Annotated in this window: 15 protein-coding genes; 6 read left to right on the top strand and 9 right to left on the bottom strand. The window is 69.1% G+C overall.

The features are described 5' to 3' along the window. Window positions 1-136: 136 nt before the first annotated feature. From PM1_RS00140 to glcD, 8 genes are all read right to left on the bottom strand, one after another. Window positions 137-1,291: an NAD(P)/FAD-dependent oxidoreductase gene (locus PM1_RS00140; protein ID WP_009614169.1), complete on the bottom strand. Its 1,155-nt coding sequence runs from the start codon at window positions 1,289-1,291 to the stop codon at window positions 137-139. Between the two features lie 72 nt (window positions 1,292-1,363). Further along, window positions 1,364-1,531: a rubredoxin gene (locus PM1_RS00135; RefSeq protein ID WP_009614171.1), complete on the bottom strand. Its 168-nt coding sequence runs from the start codon at window positions 1,529-1,531 to the stop codon at window positions 1,364-1,366. Between the two features lie 174 nt (window positions 1,532-1,705). Further along, on the bottom strand, window positions 1,706-1,873 hold the full coding sequence (locus tag PM1_RS00130) for a rubredoxin (protein WP_009614173.1): 168 nt from the start codon (window positions 1,871-1,873) through the stop codon (window positions 1,706-1,708). Between the two features lie 475 nt (window positions 1,874-2,348). Further along, the gene (locus PM1_RS00125; RefSeq protein WP_009614174.1) at window positions 2,349-4,526 is read right to left on the bottom strand and encodes a malate synthase G; all 2,178 of its coding nucleotides are present in this window, start codon (window positions 4,524-4,526) and stop codon (window positions 2,349-2,351) included. A 30-nt stretch (window positions 4,527-4,556) separates the two neighbouring features. After that, on the bottom strand, window positions 4,557-4,958 hold the full coding sequence (locus PM1_RS00120; protein ID WP_009614175.1) for a heme-binding protein: 402 nt from the start codon (window positions 4,956-4,958) through the stop codon (window positions 4,557-4,559). 4 nt (window positions 4,959-4,962) lie between these two features. Next, the gene (gene glcF, locus PM1_RS00115; protein WP_009614176.1) at window positions 4,963-6,189 is read right to left on the bottom strand and encodes a glycolate oxidase subunit GlcF; all 1,227 of its coding nucleotides are present in this window, start codon (window positions 6,187-6,189) and stop codon (window positions 4,963-4,965) included. A 13-nt stretch (window positions 6,190-6,202) separates the two neighbouring features. Then, window positions 6,203-7,282 carry a glycolate oxidase subunit GlcE gene (glcE, locus tag PM1_RS00110; RefSeq protein WP_009614177.1) on the bottom strand — a complete coding sequence of 360 codons (1,080 nt, stop codon included), beginning with the start codon at window positions 7,280-7,282 and terminating at the stop codon, window positions 6,203-6,205. After that, entirely contained in the window at window positions 7,282-8,781 is a 1,500-nt protein-coding gene (glcD, locus tag PM1_RS00105; RefSeq protein ID WP_009614179.1) for a glycolate oxidase subunit GlcD, read from the bottom strand. Before glcD ends, glcE begins: the two co-directional genes overlap by 1 nt. A gap of 251 nt (window positions 8,782-9,032) precedes the next feature. Here glcD and glcC point away from each other — a divergent pair, with 251 nt between their 5' ends. From glcC to ubiA, 3 genes are all read left to right on the top strand, one after another. Beyond that, complete coding sequence (glcC, locus tag PM1_RS00100; protein WP_009614181.1) at window positions 9,033-9,806, top strand: transcriptional regulator GlcC; 774 nt, start codon at window positions 9,033-9,035, stop codon at window positions 9,804-9,806. Between the two features lie 85 nt (window positions 9,807-9,891). After that, window positions 9,892-10,449 carry a chorismate lyase gene (locus tag PM1_RS00095; RefSeq protein ID WP_024128089.1) on the top strand — a complete coding sequence of 186 codons (558 nt, stop codon included), beginning with the start codon at window positions 9,892-9,894 and terminating at the stop codon, window positions 10,447-10,449. Between the two features lie 28 nt (window positions 10,450-10,477). Then, window positions 10,478-11,368: a 4-hydroxybenzoate octaprenyltransferase gene (gene ubiA, locus PM1_RS00090; protein WP_009614183.1), complete on the top strand. Its 891-nt coding sequence runs from the start codon at window positions 10,478-10,480 to the stop codon at window positions 11,366-11,368. 100 nt (window positions 11,369-11,468) lie between these two features. On the opposite strand, the gene PM1_RS00085 is transcribed toward ubiA, so the two are convergent. Continuing rightward, window positions 11,469-11,834, bottom strand: a complete 366-nt coding sequence (locus PM1_RS00085; protein WP_009614185.1) for a COG4315 family predicted lipoprotein — start codon at window positions 11,832-11,834, stop codon at window positions 11,469-11,471. A gap of 246 nt (window positions 11,835-12,080) precedes the next feature. Between PM1_RS00085 and phoB the strand changes: the two genes are divergently transcribed. The 3 genes from phoB (at window position 12,081) to PM1_RS00070 (ending at window position 15,516) form a co-directional block, all read left to right on the top strand. Beyond that, window positions 12,081-12,770 (top strand): phosphate regulon transcriptional regulator PhoB, encoded by a 690-nt coding sequence (gene phoB, locus PM1_RS00080; RefSeq protein WP_009614187.1) that lies wholly within the window; start codon window positions 12,081-12,083, stop codon window positions 12,768-12,770. A 39-nt stretch (window positions 12,771-12,809) separates the two neighbouring features. Next, on the top strand, window positions 12,810-14,105 hold the full coding sequence (gene phoR, locus PM1_RS00075; protein ID WP_009614188.1) for a phosphate regulon sensor histidine kinase PhoR: 1,296 nt from the start codon (window positions 12,810-12,812) through the stop codon (window positions 14,103-14,105). A gap of 70 nt (window positions 14,106-14,175) precedes the next feature. Then, complete coding sequence (locus PM1_RS00070) at window positions 14,176-15,516, top strand: hemolysin family protein (protein ID WP_009614189.1); 1,341 nt, start codon at window positions 14,176-14,178, stop codon at window positions 15,514-15,516. The last annotated feature ends 44 nt before the right edge of the window (window positions 15,517-15,560 follow it).

Here is a 15,560-nt window from a genome sequence, read left to right as displayed (position 1 = left end):
GCACCGCGGCCCAGGCCCTACAGGCTCTAGGCTGCGGCAGACGGGGGGAGGATGGCACGCCGCAGGCTGGTACGCCAGTATCGTCTGACAATTTGCGGATACATTCCCACGACAGAAGCGCCATAACCAAGGACTTTCAAGCCAGAAGTGCCGGCAACTCCTTGTTCAGCGAGAGTTTTTCGCTGACTGCCGCGCCGGTCAGGGCGTAGCCGAGCAAGCGACCGGCGGTATCCCGGCATAGCACCTTGAGGTCCGCGCCAGAGCCTTCCACGAGCCATTGGCCATCGCTGCCGCGGGGCGGCGGCGAGACCACCAGCGGGCACACCGGGGTCTTCACGGTGACCGGCATGGGGCCGTAGGACACTGCTGTCGGCTTGCCCGCCAGGGTCTGGGCCAGGGCGCGGGCGCAGCTCATCAGCGGCATCACGTACAGCAGGTTGAGACCGTCGACCTCGGCGCAATCGCCCAGGGCGTAGATGTTGGCGTGGGAGGTGCGCAGCTCGCGGTTCACCACCACGCCGCGGTTGACCTCCAGGCCCGCCTCGGCGGCCAGGTCGATGCGCGGGCGCAGGCCGACGGCCGAGACCACCAGGTCGCAGGGGATCGCCTGGCCATCCGACAGGTGCGCCTCCAGGCTCTCGCCGGCGCGCTCCAGGCGGTTGAGCACCGGACCCAGGTGGAAGCGTACGCCCAGGCCTTCCAGGCCGGCCTGCACGGCCGCCGCGGCGGCGGGGTGCAGCAGGCCGGGCATGACCTGCTCGCAAGGAGCGACCACGTCGACCTGGTAGCCGCCGGCAGACAGGTCGTTGGCGAACTCGCAACCGATCAGGCCGGCGCCCAGCAGCAGCACGCGGCGCTTGCCGGCAGCCGCGGCGCGGAAGCGCGCGTAGTCCTCCAGGTCGTTGATCGGGAAGATGGCGTCCAGGGCGTCGCCCTGCACCGGCACGCGGATCGTCTCGGCGCCCCAGGCCAGCACCAGGTCGCGGTACTCGACCTGCTCCTCGCCGATCCAGATGCGCTTGTGCCCCGGGTCGATGCCGGTGACGCGGGTGTGGGTGAGGATGCGCGCCTTCAACTGCTCGGCCATGGCGCCGGGCTCGGCCATGGCCAGGCCGTCGGCGTCCTTGTTCTTGGAGAAGCCGGTGGAGAGCATCGGCTTGGAATAGGAGCGGCCGTCGTCGGCGGTGATCAGCAGCAGCGGGCTTTGCGCGTCCAGCTTGCGCCATTCGCGCGCCAGGTTGTAGCCGGCCAGGCCGGTGCCGATGATCACCAGCGGTGCGTTCTCGCTCATTGGGTTCTCCACATCGAACGGGACCGAGCGGCGTTGGCCGGCTCGGTGGAATTCAGGGTTTCGCGGGGGTCGTCAGGCGATCTCGATCATCTCGAAGTCGATCTTGCCCACGCCGCAGTCGGGGCAGACCCAGTCGGCGGGAATGTCTTCCCAGCGGGTGCCGGGGGCGATGCCCTCCTCGGGCAGGCCGAGGGCCTCGTCGTAGATGAAGCCACAGACCACGCATTGCCATTTGCGCATCGTCGAACCTCCTGCGGGTTGCCAGGGCAACCTAGCGCACTTTTCCGCCCCCCGCCAAGGGCAGGGTTGCCGGCGCCCGGCGGCAGCCCGGCCAAGCGCGCGAAGCGCTCAAGCACGGGGCCGGACACGAAAACGGCGGCCACTGGCCGCCGCTCGCAGGGATGCCGGGACGGCTCAGCCGATTTCGATCATCTCGAAGTCCAGCTTGCCGACGCCGCAGTCCGGGCACAGCCAGTCCTCGGGCACGTCTTCCCAGCGGGTGCCCGCTGCGATGCCTTCTTCCGGCCAGCCTTGGGATTCGTCATAGATGAGTCCGCAGACTACGCATTGCCACTTTTTCATTGTCTACCCCTCGGGCGGGTTACCACGGTTGCGGCCGCACGCTAACGCAATTCCCGGCGTGCGCCAAGACGCCATCGGGCGGTTGGGCGGGCGTTGGGGGCCAACCAAAGATGGGTGGTGCGGGGGTGGGGGTTGGCTTTTCGTAGGAGCGGGCTTGCTCGCGAATGGTGTTCTGCCGGCTGGGTGTGCATTAGGGCGGCGGCAGGCGGCAGGCTACAGGCAAGAGCGTGAAGAGCCCCTCTCCCCAACCCTCTCCCGCAAGCGGGAGAGGGGGCTGGTCCGTGCCGAGAGAAAGAAGGTTTCAAATGGAAGCCTTCGGTGTTGCCGGCTGACTCCAGAGCATCCAAGCACGCCGAACGGTCCCCTCTCCCTTCAGGGAGAGGGTTAGGGAGAGGGAGCGGAGTCACAGCAGGACACCGAAGCCTCAGGTGAGCACCGTTCGCGAGCAAGCTCGCTCCTACACCCAGGGGCGAACTCAGTGCTGCGCCTTGTACCGCAAGCGCCAGGCATGCAGCAGCGGCTCGGTATAGCCGCTGGGCTGCTCGCGCCCCTTGAACACCAGGTCGCTGGCCGCCTGGAAGGCCGCCGAGCCCTGGTAGTCCGCGGCCATCGGGCGGTAGGCCGGATCCCCCGCGTTCTGCTGGTCGACCACCTTGGCCATGCGCTCCAGGGTCTCGCGCACCTGGGCCTCGCCGACCACGCCGTGGTGCAGCCAGTTGGCGATGTGCTGGCTGGAGATGCGCAGCGTTGCGCGGTCTTCCATCAGGCCGACGTCATGGATGTCCGGCACCTTGGAGCAGCCGACGCCCTGTTCGACCCAACGCACCACGTAGCCGAGAATGCCCTGGCAGTTGTTGTCCAGCTCTTCCTGGCGCGCCTCGGCGCTCCAGTCGGCGGACGCGGCCACTGGAATCGTCAGCAGGTCGTCGAGCAGTTCGTCGCGCACGCTGGCCAGGTCGACCTTCTGCAGCTCGCCCTGTACCGCCTGCACGTCCACCTGGTGATAGTGCAGCGCGTGCAGGGTGGCGGCGGTGGGCGACGGCACCCAGGCGGTGGTGGCGCCGGATTTCGGGTGGCCGATCTTCTGTTCCAGCATGGCCGCCATCAGGTCCGGCATGGCCCACATGCCCTTGCCGATCTGCGCCCGGCCGCGCAGGCCGCAGGCCAGGCCGACCAGCACGTTGTTGCGCTCGTAGGCGGCGATCCACTTGGTGCCCTTCATGTCGCCCTTGCGCAGCATCGGGCCGGCCTCCATGGCGCTGTGCATCTCGTCGCCGGTGCGGTCGAGGAAGCCGGTGTTGATGAACACCACCCGCGCCGCGGCGGCGCCGATGCAGGCCTGGAGGTTGACGCTGGTGCGCCGCTCCTCGTCCATGATGCCCATCTTCAGGGTGTGGCGCGGCAGGCCGAGGACGTCCTCGACGCGGCCGAACAGCTCGTCGGCGAAGGCCACTTCGGCGGGGCCGTGCATCTTCGGCTTGACGATGTAGACGCTGCCGGTGCGCGAGTTGCCCTTGCGCTGCAGGTCGTGGATGGCGACCAGGCCGGTGAGCACCGCGTCCATGATGCCCTCGGGGATTTCCGCGCCGCTCTCGTCGAGGATCGCCGGGGTGGTCATCAGGTGGCCGACGTTGCGGATGAACAGCAGCGAGCGGCCGTGCAGGGTCAGGCTGGAGCCGTCGGCGGCGGTGTACTGGCGGTCCGGGCTCATGCGCCGGACGAAGCTCTGGCCACCCTTCTCCACCGCTTCGCTGAGGTCGCCCTTCATCAGGCCGAGCAGGTTGCGGTAGACCAGGGTCTTGTCCTCGGCATCCACCGCGGTCACCGAGTCCTCGCAGTCGAGGATGGTGCTCAGCGCGGCCTCGACCAGCACGTCCTTCACCCCGGCCGCGTCGGTCTGGCCGATGGGGCTGGTGGGGTCGATCTGGATCTCGAAGTGCAGGCCGTTGTTCTTCAGCAGCACGGCCTTGGGCGACAGCGGCTCGCCCTGGTAGCCGACGAATTTCGCCGGCTCGGCCAGGCCGCTGACGCTGCCGTCCTCCAGGGTCACGCGCAGCTGGCCCTGCTCGATACGGTAGGCGCTGGCGTCGGCGTGGCTGCCCTGGGCCAGCGGCGCGGCCTGGTCGAGGAAGGCGCGGGCGAAGGCGATGACCTTCTCGCCGCGGCGCGGGTTGTAGCCCTTGCCCTTCTCGGCGCCGTCGTCCTCGCTGATGGCGTCGGTGCCGTAGAGCGCGTCGTACAGCGAGCCCCAGCGGGCGTTGGCGGCGTTCAGCGCGTAGCGGGCGTTCATCACCGGCACCACCAGCTGCGGTCCAGCCTGCTGGGTGATCTCGCTGTCGACGTTGGCGGTCGTGGCCTGCACCGAGGCCGGCGCCGACAGCAGGTAGCCGATGGATTCGAGGAAGGCGCGGTAGGCCGGCATGTCCTGGATCGGGCCCGGGTGGGCGCGGTGCCAGTTGTCCAGCTCGGTCTGCAGGCGGTCGCGCTCGGCGAGCAGTGCGCGGTTCTTCGGCGCCAGCTCGTGGACCAGGGCGTCGAAGCCCTTCCAGAAGGCCTCGGCCTGCACGCCGGTGCCCGGCAGGGCTTCTTCCTCAATGAAGCGTTGCAGCACGTCGGCGACCTGTAGGCGCTGGCGGGTGATTCGTTGGGTCATCGCAAGGTTCTCCTGTGTTTCGTCGAGTGCTTAGAGCGCGGCCACGCCGGCCTTGGCCACCTGGGCATCCTGCGCGGCCTGCACGCCGGAGACACCCACCGCGCCGATCACCTGGCCGTCATGGATGACCGGCACGCCGCCTTCCAGGGTGCCTTGCAGCACGGGGGCGGAGAGGAAGGCGGTGCGACCGTTGTTGATCATTTCTTCGTACAGGCGCGTTTCGCGGCGGCCCAGGGCGGCGCTGCGGGCCTTCTCGGTGGCGATGTAGGCGCCGACCGGCGCGCAGCCATCCAGGCGCTCCAGGGCCAGCGGGTGGCCGCCATCGTCCACCACTACGATGGCCACCGCCCATTGGTTGGCCTGGGCCTCGGCGCGGGCGGCGGCGAGGATGCGGGTGACTTCTTGCTGGGTGAGTACGGCTTTGCTTTGCATGGCGTCAGTTTCCGGTGCTGAGGGCGTGGTCGACCAGTTCGATCCAGTGCCGGACGGGGGTGCGCCCGGCGCCGTCGAGGTGGGTCTGGCAGCCGATGTTGGCGGTAGCGATCAGGTCGGGCCGACCGCTTTCCAGGGCGTCCAGCTTGTTGTCGCGCAGCTTGTGCGAGAGCTCCGGCTGGGTCAGTGAATAGGTGCCGGCCGAGCCGCAGCAGAGGTGGCTGTCGGGCACCGCGGTGAGGTTGAAGCCCAGGCGCTTGAGCACCGCCTCGACGGCGCCGCCGAGCTTCTGCGCGTGCTGCAGGGTGCAGGGGCAGTGGAAGGCGAGGGTCTGGTCGCAGTTCAGGCCGAGGCTTTCCAACGGTTCGGCGCGGATCACTTCCACCAGGTCCTTGGCCAGCTCGCTGACGCGCCTGGCCTTGGCCGCGTACTGCGGGTCGTCGCGCAGCAGGTAGCCGTATTCCTTGACGAAGGCGCCGCAGCCGCTGGCCGTCTGCACGATAGCCTCGGCGCCGTTCTCGATGGCCGGCCACCAGGCGTCGATGTTGCGCCGGGCGCGCTCCAGGCCGGTGTCCTGGGCGTTGAGGTGGTAGTCCACGGCGCCGCAGCAGCCGGCCTGGGCCGCCGCGGTGATGCTGATGCCGAGGCGGTCCAGCACCCGCGCGGTGGCCGAGTTGGTGTTGGGCGACAGCGCCGGCTGCACGCAGCCTTCGAGCATCAGCACGCGGCGCTTGTGGCGCTGGGCCGGGCGCACGCCGGCCGGGGCGATGGCCCGCGGCAGGTGGCTGCGCAGGGCCACCGGAAGGATCGGCCGCAGCGCCTCGCCGGTGTTCACCAGCGCCTTGAACAGCGCCGGGCGCGGCACTATGGCGCGCAGGCCGCCGCGCAGCAGGCGCTCGCCCAGCGGGCGCGGCACGCGCACTTCGATGGCGGCGCGGCCGATGTCCAGCAGCTTGTGGTACTCCACGCCGGAGGGGCAGGTGGTTTCGCAGTTGCGGCAGGTCAGGCAGCGGTCCAGGTGTTCCTGGGTCTTCTCGCTGACCTGGTCCTGTTCGAGGAACTGCTTGATCAGGTAGATGCGCCCGCGCGGGCCGTCCAGTTCGTCGCCCAGCTCCTGGTAGGTCGGGCAGGTGGCGTTGCAGAAGCCGCAGTGCACGCAGCTGCGCAGGATGCGTTCGGCTTCCTCGGCGTGGGCCAGGCGTTTGGCCGCTTCGCTCAGGTTGGTCTGCATAGGTCTATCCGCGTCAGAAGTCGGCGTACATGCGCCCGGGGTTGAAGATGCCCTGCGGGTCGAGCTGGCGCTTCAGCGAGCGGTGCAGCTTGAACAGGGGCGCCGGCAGCGGATGCAGCGGCTCGTCGACATGGCCGGGAGTGAAGCAGCTGGCGTGGCCGCCGACGGCGCTAACGGCCTGGCGGATTTCCGTGGCGCTGGCCTCGGACTTCAGCCAGCGCTGCGCGCCGCCCCAGTCCAGTAGCTGCTCGCCGGGCAGCGCCAGCGGCGCGCTGAGCGCCGGCAGCGACAGGCGCCAGAGCGGCCGCGGGTCGCGGAAGAAGTCCAGGCGCTGCTCGCGCAGGTCGTCCCACCAGGCGTCGTCCAGGGCGTCGCCGCCGATGCGGTCGCAGGCGGCGCGAACCGAACCTTCGTTGCCTTCGAAGCGCAGGTACAGGTGCTCGCCGTCATGGGCGGCGGCGCTCAGCGGCAGCGGCTGCTGGCCCCACTCGCCGAGGCGCAGCAGGGCGCGCTCCAGCGGGATGGCCTGGCGCAGGCTGATGCGGCAGCGTGGCTTGGGCAGGACCTTGAACGAGGCCTCGGTGATCACGCCCAGGCAACCGAAGCTGCCGGCCAGCAGGCGCGACAGGTCGTAGCCGGCGACGTTCTTCATCACCTCGCCGCCGAAGCGCAGGTGGGTGCCCAGGCCACTGATCAGCCGGGTGCCGAGGACGAAGTCGCGCACCGCGCCAGCCCAGGGTCGGCGCGGGCCGGACAGCCCGGCGGCGAGCATGCCGCCGACCGTGGCGTTCTCGGTGAAACAGGGCGCCTCGCAGGCGAGCATCTGCCCGGCGCTGTCCAGCGCGGCGTTCAGCTCGCGCAGCGGGGTGCCGGCGCGGGCGGTGATCACCAGTTCGGTGGGGTCGTAGGAGACGATGCCGGTGTGCCCGGCGACGTCCAGCGGGCGGGCCTCCACCCAACGGCCGAGGAAGGCCTTGCTGGAGCCGCCGCGGATGGCCAGGGCGGTCTTTTCCGCCAGGGCCTGGCGCACCTGTTCGAGCAGCTCGGCGCTGCGGTCGTGGCCAGCCCGGGGGTCGAAGTGCTGTTTGTCCATCAGAAGCGCTCCAGTTCCGGGAACGGCAGCTGGCCGTGGTGGATGTGCATGGCGCCGAATTCGGCGCAGCGGTGCAGGGTCGGGATGTTCTTGCCCGGGTTGAGCAGGCCCTGCGGGTCGAAGGCGGCCTTCACCGCGTGGAACAGGGTCAGCTCGTCGCTGTTGAACTGGGCGCACATCTGGTTGATCTTCTCGCGGCCCACGCCGTGCTCGCCGGTGATGCTGCCGCCCACCGCCACGCAGAGTTCGAGGATCTTCCCGCCGAGGGCCTCGGCGCGTTCCAGTTCGCCGGGGACGTTGGCATCGAAGAGGATCAGCGGGTGCATGTTGCCGTCGCCGGCGTGGAACACGTTGGCCACGCGCAGGCCGTACTCGTCGGACAGCTCGGCGATGCCGTTGAGCACCCGCGGCAGCTCGCGGCGCGGGATGGTGCCGTCCATGCAGTAGTAGTCCGGGGAGATGCGCCCCACCGCCGGGAAGGCGTTCTTGCGCCCGGCCCAGAACTTGGCGCGTTCCTCCTCGTCGCGGGCCAGGCGCACGTCGGTGGCGCCGGCCTTGCGCAGCACGGCGTCGACGCGCTCGCAGTCCTCGTGCACGTCGGACTCTACGCCGTCCAGCTCGCACAGCAGGATGGCCGCGGCGTCCACCGGGTAGCCGGCGTGGATGAAGTCCTCGGCGGCGCGGATCGACAGGTTGTCCATCATCTCCAGGCCGCCGGGGATGATGCCCTCGGCGATGATGTCGCCCACCGCGCGGCCGGCCTTCTCGACGTCGTCGAAGCTGGCCATCAGTACCTTGGCCACCTGCGGCTTGGGCAGCAGCTTGACGGTCACCTCGACCACCACGCCGAGCATGCCTTCGGAGCCGGTGAACAGCGCCAGCAGGTCGAAGCCGGGGCTGTCGAGGGCGTCGGAGCCGAGGGTCAGGCGCTCGCCGTCGACGGTGATGATTTCCACCTTGAGCAGGTTGTGCACGGTCAGCCCGTACTTCAGGCAGTGCACGCCGCCGGCGTTCTCGGCGACGTTGCCGCCGATGGAACAGGCGATCTGCGACGACGGGTCCGGCGCGTAGTACAGGCCGTGGGGCGCGGCGGCCAGGGAGATGGCCAGGTTGCGCACGCCGGGCTGCACGCGGGCATAGCGGCCTTCGGGGTTCACTTCGAGAATGCGCTTGAAGCGCGCCATCACCAGCAGCACGCCCTGCTCCAGCGGCAGCGCGCCGCCGGACAGCCCGGTGCCGGCGCCGCGGGCGACCACCGGCACCTGCATGCGGTGGCACAGGCGCAGCAGGCTCTGCACCTGCTCGACGTGTTCGGGCAGCACCACCAGCATCGGCGTGCTGCGGTAGGCGGAGAGGCCGTCGCACTCGTAGGGGCGCAGGTCCTCGGCCTCGTGGAGGATCTCCAGGTCCGGCAGCGCGGCGCGCAGTTCGGCGAGCAGCGCGGCCTTGTCCACCTTCGGCAGTGCGCCGTCGAGGCGCTCATCGTAGAGGATGTTCATTGGGTCTCACACGGTGGTTTTTCTTATGGGTGGCGCCGCCCGGCGGGCCGGGCGGCTGCTGGACTGACGGGTCTCAGGTCGGCGCAGACTGGACCGCCGGGCGGGGCTGCGTCCAGTTGCCGCAGAACTGGTCCTACCAGTTTAGCCCTTGGACTTTCGGTCAAGATGCCGCTCAGCGGCCTTATCAAAGCGCTCCGGGTGTTCTACAGTGGCGCCAGATATTCGAACTGGTAGGACCAGTTGGAGGACGAATGGAAGGCGAAAGCACGGCCACCCGCGCGCGGGTGGCCGACCAGGTGGCCGAGCGCATCGAGCGGCTGATCGTCGACGGCGTGCTCAAGGTCGGCCAGGCGCTGCCCTCGGAGCGGCGCCTGGTGGACAAGCTCGGCTGCTCGCGCTCGGCGCTGCGCGAGGGCCTGCGCATCCTCCGCGGGCGCGGCATCATCGACACCGAGCAGGGCCGCGGCTCCTTCGTCGCCGACCTCAGCCGGGCCAACGACGCCACGCCGCTGATGCACCTGTTCGCCTCGCAGCCGCGCACCCTCTACGACCTGCTGGAAGTGCGCGCCCTGCTGGAGGGCGAATCCGCGCGCCTGGCCGCGCTGCGCGCCACCGATGCCGACCTGATCCTGCTCAAGCGCCGCTACGAGGAAATGCTCCTGGCGCAGAGCGAGACGCCGCCGCCGGACCCGCGCGAACACGCCCGCCGCGACCACGCCTTCCACCGCGCCATCAGCGAGGCCTCGCACAACCCGGTGCTGGTGCACACCCTGCAGTCGCTCAGCGAACTGATGCTCAGCACCGTGTTCGCCTCGGTGAACAACCTCTACCACCGGCCGGTGCAGAAGCGGCAGATCGACCGCCAGCACACGCGCCTGTACAACGCCATCGCCGAGCGCCTGCCGGACCAGGCCCAGCGCGCCGCCCGCGAACATATCCACAGCATCCGCGACAACCTGCGCGAGATCGAGCAGGAGGAGCAGCGCCTGGTCCGCGCCACCATGCGCCTGCAGGGCTGGGAATGAGCCGCGGGCGGCGCTCGGGGCGATAGGTCGCAGGCTAACGATCGGCGTTCCGTGGTACCCTGCGGCGGTCCTACGTCAGCGTTGAATTCCCGTGTCCGACCTTTCCGTACCTCTGCCGAACTGGCTCAACGAAGACCAGTTGCCGGCCAACGTCGAGCCCGCCGTGCACGACTGGCTGTTCGACCAGGGCTCCCTGACCCGCCGCCTCACCGCCCTCGCCGAAGGCGCCTTCAGCGTCGAACCGCTGGCCGAGGGCTGGCAGGTGCTGCGCGACGACGAATGCACGGCGCTGGGCGTGCCCAGCCACAGCCAGGGCTGGGTGCGCGAGGTCTACCTGCGCGGCCACGGCCAGCCGTGGGTCTTCGCCCGCAGCGTGGCGCCCCGCTCGGCCCTGGAGGCCTCGGGCTTCGACCTGGCGCAGCTCGGCAGCCGCTCCCTGGGCGAGCTGCTGTTCAGCGACAGCGCCTTCCGCCGCGACGTCATCGAGGTGTGCCTGTACCCCGCGCCCTTCCTGCCCCTGGAGGTGCGCCGCGCGCTGCTCTGGGGCCGCCGCTCGTGCTTCCGCCGCGAGCGCCTGGGCGTGCTGGTGGCCGAGGTGTTCCTGCCGCGCCTGTGGCGCGCAGCCGGAGTCGAGGCCGTATAATCCCTCCGGTCGACCGCCGGAGCCCGCCATGTTCGCCGCCCTGATCAAACCCCTCGCCCGCCTGCACCCCCGCGCCTGGGACTTCATCCTGCTGACGCGCATGGACAAGCCCATCGGCATCTACCTGCTGCTGTGGCCGACGCTGTGGGCGCTGTGGATGGCCAGCGGCGGCCTGCCCAGCCTGAAGAACCTGGTGATCTTCGTCCTCGGCACCGTGCTGATGCGCGCCGCCGGCTGCGTGATCAACGACTTCGCCGACCGCGACTTCGACGGCCACGTGGCGCGCACCAAGGCGCGGCCCCTGGCCACCGGCAAGATCAGCGTGAGCGAGGCCTGGATCGCCTTCTTCGCCCTGCTGGCCAGCAGTTTCGTGCTGGTGCTGTGCACCAACGAGCAGACCATCTGGCTGTCCTTCGGCGGCGCCGCCATCGCCGCGCTCTACCCCTTCATGAAGCGCTACACCTACTACCCGCAGGTGGTGCTGGGCGCAGCCTTCTCCTGGGGCATCCCCATGGCCTTCACCGCCGCCAGCGGCACGCTGCCGGCCGCGGCCTGGCTGCTGTTCTTCGCCAACGTGCTATGGACGGTGGCCTACGACACCTACTACGCCATGACCGACCGCGAGGACGACCTGAAGATCGGGGTGAAATCCACCGCCATCCTCTTCGGCGACGCCGACCGGGTGATCAACCTGACGCTGCAGGGCCTGATGCTCCTGCTGCTGGTGCTGGCCGCCGGCAAGCTGCACATGGGCCTGTGGTTCTACGCCGGCCTGGCGGTGGCCGCCGGCTGCTTCGCCTGGGAATTCCACTCCACCCGCGACCGCGACCCGCAGGCCTGCTTCAAGGCCTTCCTGCACAACCACTGGGCGGGCCTGGCGATCTTCGTCGGCACCGTGGTGGATTACGCGCTGCGCTGATCCGGGCGCCTACCCTACGGGCAAGAAACGGCTTCCTGTAGGAGCGCGCCCTGCGCGCGAATCGCGGGCAGGGCCCGCTCCTACACGGATCCCCTCCGTATCACGGCTTGGCGATGTGCCAGGCGTTCATCTTGCCGTCGCCCTTCGCTTCGCCCGCGGCCTTGTCCTGGACGAAGGTGTACAGCGGCTTGCCCTTGTAGGCCCACTGTTGGGTGCCGTCGTCGCGGGTGATCACGCTCCAGTCGCCGCTGGCCATGGCGCCGGTCTCGGCGGCCAGGGGCGGCCAGTTCTGCGCGCACTTGTCGTTGCACACCGACTTGCCGCCGCTGTCCTTGTCGAAGGTGTACAGCGTCATGCCCTTGGCATCGACCAGCATGCCGTTCTTGGTCATCGCCGGTTCCGCCGCCTGCGCGGCCAGGGCCGGCAGCGCCAGGCCCAGGGCCAGCGCCAGGTGTTTGCAGTTCATCGTGAATCTCCTCTTCTGAGGTAGGACTCGCAAGGAAGGCGCGGCGGGAACGGCGGCAGGTCGGGCAGGCCGTCACAACGGCCCCGGTGGCGCGCATGGGGCCGCCCGGAACAGGGCGGTCACGACAGCATAGTAGAGCGCCCCGTTCCCCGCCGGGCGCCTGCCTCGGCTAACATGCCCGCGTCACATCGCTGTAATAATTCCGTTATCTAATGCGGCGCAGTACAGAATTCCCGAGGCAAGACCATGGTTGGCAAGACAATCCTCATCGTTGACGACGAAGCGCCGATCCGCGAGATGATCGCCGTGGCCCTGGAGATGGCCGGCTACGAATGCCTGGAGGCGGAGAACGCCCAGCAGGCCCACGCCACCATCGTCGACCGCAAGCCGGACCTGATCCTGCTCGACTGGATGCTGCCGGGCACCTCCGGCATCGAGCTGGCGCGGCGCCTGAAGCGCGACGAGATGACCCAGGGCATCCCGATCATCATGCTCACCGCCAAGGGCGAGGAGGACAACAAGATCCAGGGCCTGGAAGTCGGCGCCGACGACTACATCACCAAGCCCTTCTCGCCGCGCGAGCTGGTGGCCCGCCTGAAGGCCGTGCTGCGTCGCACCGGCGCCGGCGACAGCGAGACGCCGATCGAGGTCGGCGGCCTGCTGCTCGACCCCATCAGCCACCGCGTCACCATCGACGGCAAGCCGGCCGAGATGGGCCCCACCGAGTACCGCCTGCTGCAGTTCTTCATGACCCACCAGGAGCGCGCCTACACCCGCGGCCAGTTGCTGGACCAGGTGTGGGGCGGCAACGTCTACGTGGAGGAGCGCACCGTCGACGTGCACATCCGCCGCCTGCGCAAGGCCCTGGGCGAGGTCTACGAGAACCTGGTGCAGACGGTCCGCGGAACCGGCTATCGTTTCTCCACCAAGAGCTGACCGCGCCCCCGCGCCTGATATTCACAAGGAAAGGACCTGGTGAACCAAGACTGGCGTGGCGCCCTGATCCGCCATCTGCTGTTGTTGATAGTCGCCGCCGCGCTGATCGGCGCGGTGAGCGGGCAATACGGTTGGGCCCTGGCAGGCTGCCTGGGCGTCTACCTCGGCTGGACCCTCTGGCAGGTGCTGCGCCTGCACAAATGGCTGAAGAACCACCGCGAGGACGAACCGCCGCCGGACGGCTACGGCCTGTGGGGCGAGGTGTTCGACAGCATCTACCACCTGCAGCGGCGCAACCAGCGCGCCCGCGGGCGCCTGCAGGCGGTGATCGACCGCATGCAGGAATCCACCGCGGCGCTGCGCGATGCGGTGGTCATGCTCGACGCCGACGGCAACCTGGAGTGGTGGAACCTCGCCGCCGAACGCCTGCTCGGCCTGAAGAGCCCGCAGGACGGCGGCCAGGCGGTGACCAACCTGATCCGCAACCCGCGCTTCAAGGAATACTTCGCCCGCGGCGACTACCAGGAGCCGCTGGACATGCCCTCGCCGGTGGACGACAAGCTGCTGCTGCAGTTCCAGATCACCCTCTACGGCAACGGCGAGCACCTGATGCTGGTCCGCGACGTCACCCGCGTGCAGCGTCTGGAGCAGATGCGCAAGGACTTCGTCGCCAACGTCTCCCACGAGCTGCGCACGCCGCTGACGGTGATCGCCGGCTACCTGGAGACCTTCCTCGACAACGCCGAGAACATCAACCCGCGCTGGGCCCGCGCCCTGCAGCAGATGCAGCAGCAGGCCGCGCGCATGCAGGGCCTGCTCAACGACCTGCTGCTGCTGGCCAAGCTGGAAGCCACCGACTACCCGGCGGACAACAAACCGGTGGCGGTGGACCTGATGCTGCTGGCCATCCGCAACGACGCCCAGGCGCTGTCCGGCGCCCGCGAGCACCGCATCAGCCTGGAGGCCGACCCCAGGGTGAAGCTCAAGGGCAGCGAGGCGGAGCTGCGCAGCGCCTTCTCCAACCTGGTGTTCAACGCGGTCAAGTACACGCCCGAGGGCGGCGAGATCCGCATCCGCTGGTGGGGCGACGAGCAGGGCGCGCACCTGTCGGTGCAGGACAGCGGCATCGGCATCGACCCCAAGCACCTGCCGCGCCTGACCGAGCGCTTCTACCGCGTGGACTCCAGCCGCAACGCCAGCACCGGCGGCACCGGCCTGGGCCTGGCCATCGTCAAGCACGTGCTGATCCGCCACCGCGCCACCCTGGACATCAGCAGCGTGCCGGGCAAGGGCAGCAGCTTCGTCTGCCACTTCCCGCGGCAGCAGGTCGCCTGAACCAAGGTCATCTTGCCAGCGCCGCACGCTGCCGCCATGCTTACTCGCTCATTCATCAGCCAACAGAACCATGGACCCTTCCCCCAGTAGCGAATTGCTGACCTATTTCGCCGATTTCGGCCTCGTACTCTTCGCCCTTCTCCTCGTCCTGCTCAACGGCTTCTTCGTCGCCGCCGAGTTCGCCATGGTCAAGCTGCGCGCCACCCGCGTGGAGACCATCGCCAAGCAGCACGGCTGGCGCGGCAGCATCCTGCGCAAGGTGCACAACCAGCTCGACGCCTACCTCTCCGCCTGCCAGCTGGGCATCACCCTGGCCTCCCTGGGCCTGGGCTGGGTCGGCGAGCCGGCCTTCGCCGAGCTGCTGGAGCCGCTGCTGGCCGCGGTGGGCGTGCACTCCGAGGAAATCATCCGCGGCGTGTCCTTCTTCAGCGCCTTCTTCATCATCTCCTACCTGCACATCGTGGTCGGCGAGCTGGCGCCCAAGAGCTGGGCGATCCGCAAGCCGGAGCTGCTGTCGCTGTGGACCGCGGTGCCGCTGTATCTGTTCTACTGGGCGATGTACCCGGCCATCTGGCTGCTCAACGCCAGCGCCAACACCATCCTCAAGATCGCCGGCCAGGGCGAGCCGGGGCCGCACCACGAGCACCACTACAGCCGCGAGGAACTCAAGCTGATCCTGCACTCCAGCCGCGGCCAGGACCCCAGCGACCAGGGCATGCGCGTGCTGGCCTCGGCGGTGGAACTGGGCGAGCTGGAAGTGGTGGACTGGGCCAACTCCCGCGAGGACCTGGTCTACCTGGAGCGCCACGCGCCGCTGGCCGACGTGCTGGCGACCATCCGCCGGCACAAGTACAGCCGCTACCCGGTGTTCGACGCCGAGAAGGGCGAGTTCACCGGCCTGCTGCACATCAAGGACCTGCTGCTGGAGCTGGCGACCACCGACAGCCAGCCGGAAACCATCGACCTGGACGAACTGGCCCACCCGCTGGAGCTGGTGACCAAGCACATGCCGCTGTCGCGCCTGCTGGAGCAGTTCCGCCAGGGCGGCGCGCACTTCGCCCTGGTGGAGGAAGCCGACCACAAGGTGATCGGCTACCTGACCATGGAAGACGTGCTGGAAGTGCTGGTCGGCGACATCCAGGACGAGCACCGCAAGACCGAGCGCGGCATCCTCGCCTACCAGCCGGGCAAGCTGCTGGTGCGCGGCGACACCCCGCTGTTCAAGCTGGAGCGCCTGCTGGGCATCGACCTCGACCACATCGAGGCGGACACCCTCGCCGGCCTGGTCTACGAGACACTCAAGCGCGTGCCGGAAGAGGAAGAAGTGCTGGAAGCCGAAGGCCTGCGCATCATCGTGAAGAAGATGAAGGGCCCGAAGATCGTATTGGCCAAGGTGGTCAAGATGGATTGAAGGCGGCTGCAGGCCGTAGGCTATAGGCTATAGGCTAAGAGCGG

This window comes from Pseudomonas sp. M1, from assembly GCF_022760135.1.
GTDB lineage: Bacteria > Pseudomonadota > Gammaproteobacteria > Pseudomonadales > Pseudomonadaceae > Pseudomonas > Pseudomonas citronellolis.
Note: the sequence above shows the minus strand (reverse complement) of the source record. Positions and strands in the feature narration are given on the sequence as shown.

Bases quoted from the DNA above. Each gene is read 5' to 3' on its own strand.
- ubiA (WP_009614183.1), top strand. From the start codon at position 10,478: ATGTTCGCCGCCCTGATCAAACCCCTCGCCCGCCTGCACCCCCGCGCC.
- PM1_RS00140 (WP_009614169.1), bottom strand. From the start codon at position 1,291: ATGAGCGAGAACGCACCGCTGGTGATCATCGGCACCGGCCTGGCCGGC.
- PM1_RS00130 (WP_009614173.1), bottom strand. From the start codon at position 1,873: ATGAAAAAGTGGCAATGCGTAGTCTGCGGACTCATCTATGACGAATCC.
- PM1_RS00135 (WP_009614171.1), bottom strand. From the start codon at position 1,531: ATGCGCAAATGGCAATGCGTGGTCTGTGGCTTCATCTACGACGAGGCC.
- glcF (WP_009614176.1), bottom strand. From the start codon at position 6,189: ATGCAGACCAACCTGAGCGAAGCGGCCAAACGCCTGGCCCACGCCGAG.
- glcE (WP_009614177.1), bottom strand. From the start codon at position 7,282: ATGGACAAACAGCACTTCGACCCCCGGGCTGGCCACGACCGCAGCGCC.
- PM1_RS00120 (WP_009614175.1), bottom strand. From the start codon at position 4,958: ATGCAAAGCAAAGCCGTACTCACCCAGCAAGAAGTCACCCGCATCCTC.
- phoB (WP_009614187.1), top strand. From the start codon at position 12,081: ATGGTTGGCAAGACAATCCTCATCGTTGACGACGAAGCGCCGATCCGC.
- glcC (WP_009614181.1), top strand. From the start codon at position 9,033: ATGGAAGGCGAAAGCACGGCCACCCGCGCGCGGGTGGCCGACCAGGTG.
- PM1_RS00070 (WP_009614189.1), top strand. From the start codon at position 14,176: ATGGACCCTTCCCCCAGTAGCGAATTGCTGACCTATTTCGCCGATTTC.
- PM1_RS00125 (WP_009614174.1), bottom strand. From the start codon at position 4,526: ATGACCCAACGAATCACCCGCCAGCGCCTACAGGTCGCCGACGTGCTG.
- PM1_RS00085 (WP_009614185.1), bottom strand. From the start codon at position 11,834: ATGAACTGCAAACACCTGGCGCTGGCCCTGGGCCTGGCGCTGCCGGCC.
- glcD (WP_009614179.1), bottom strand. From the start codon at position 8,781: ATGAACATCCTCTACGATGAGCGCCTCGACGGCGCACTGCCGAAGGTG.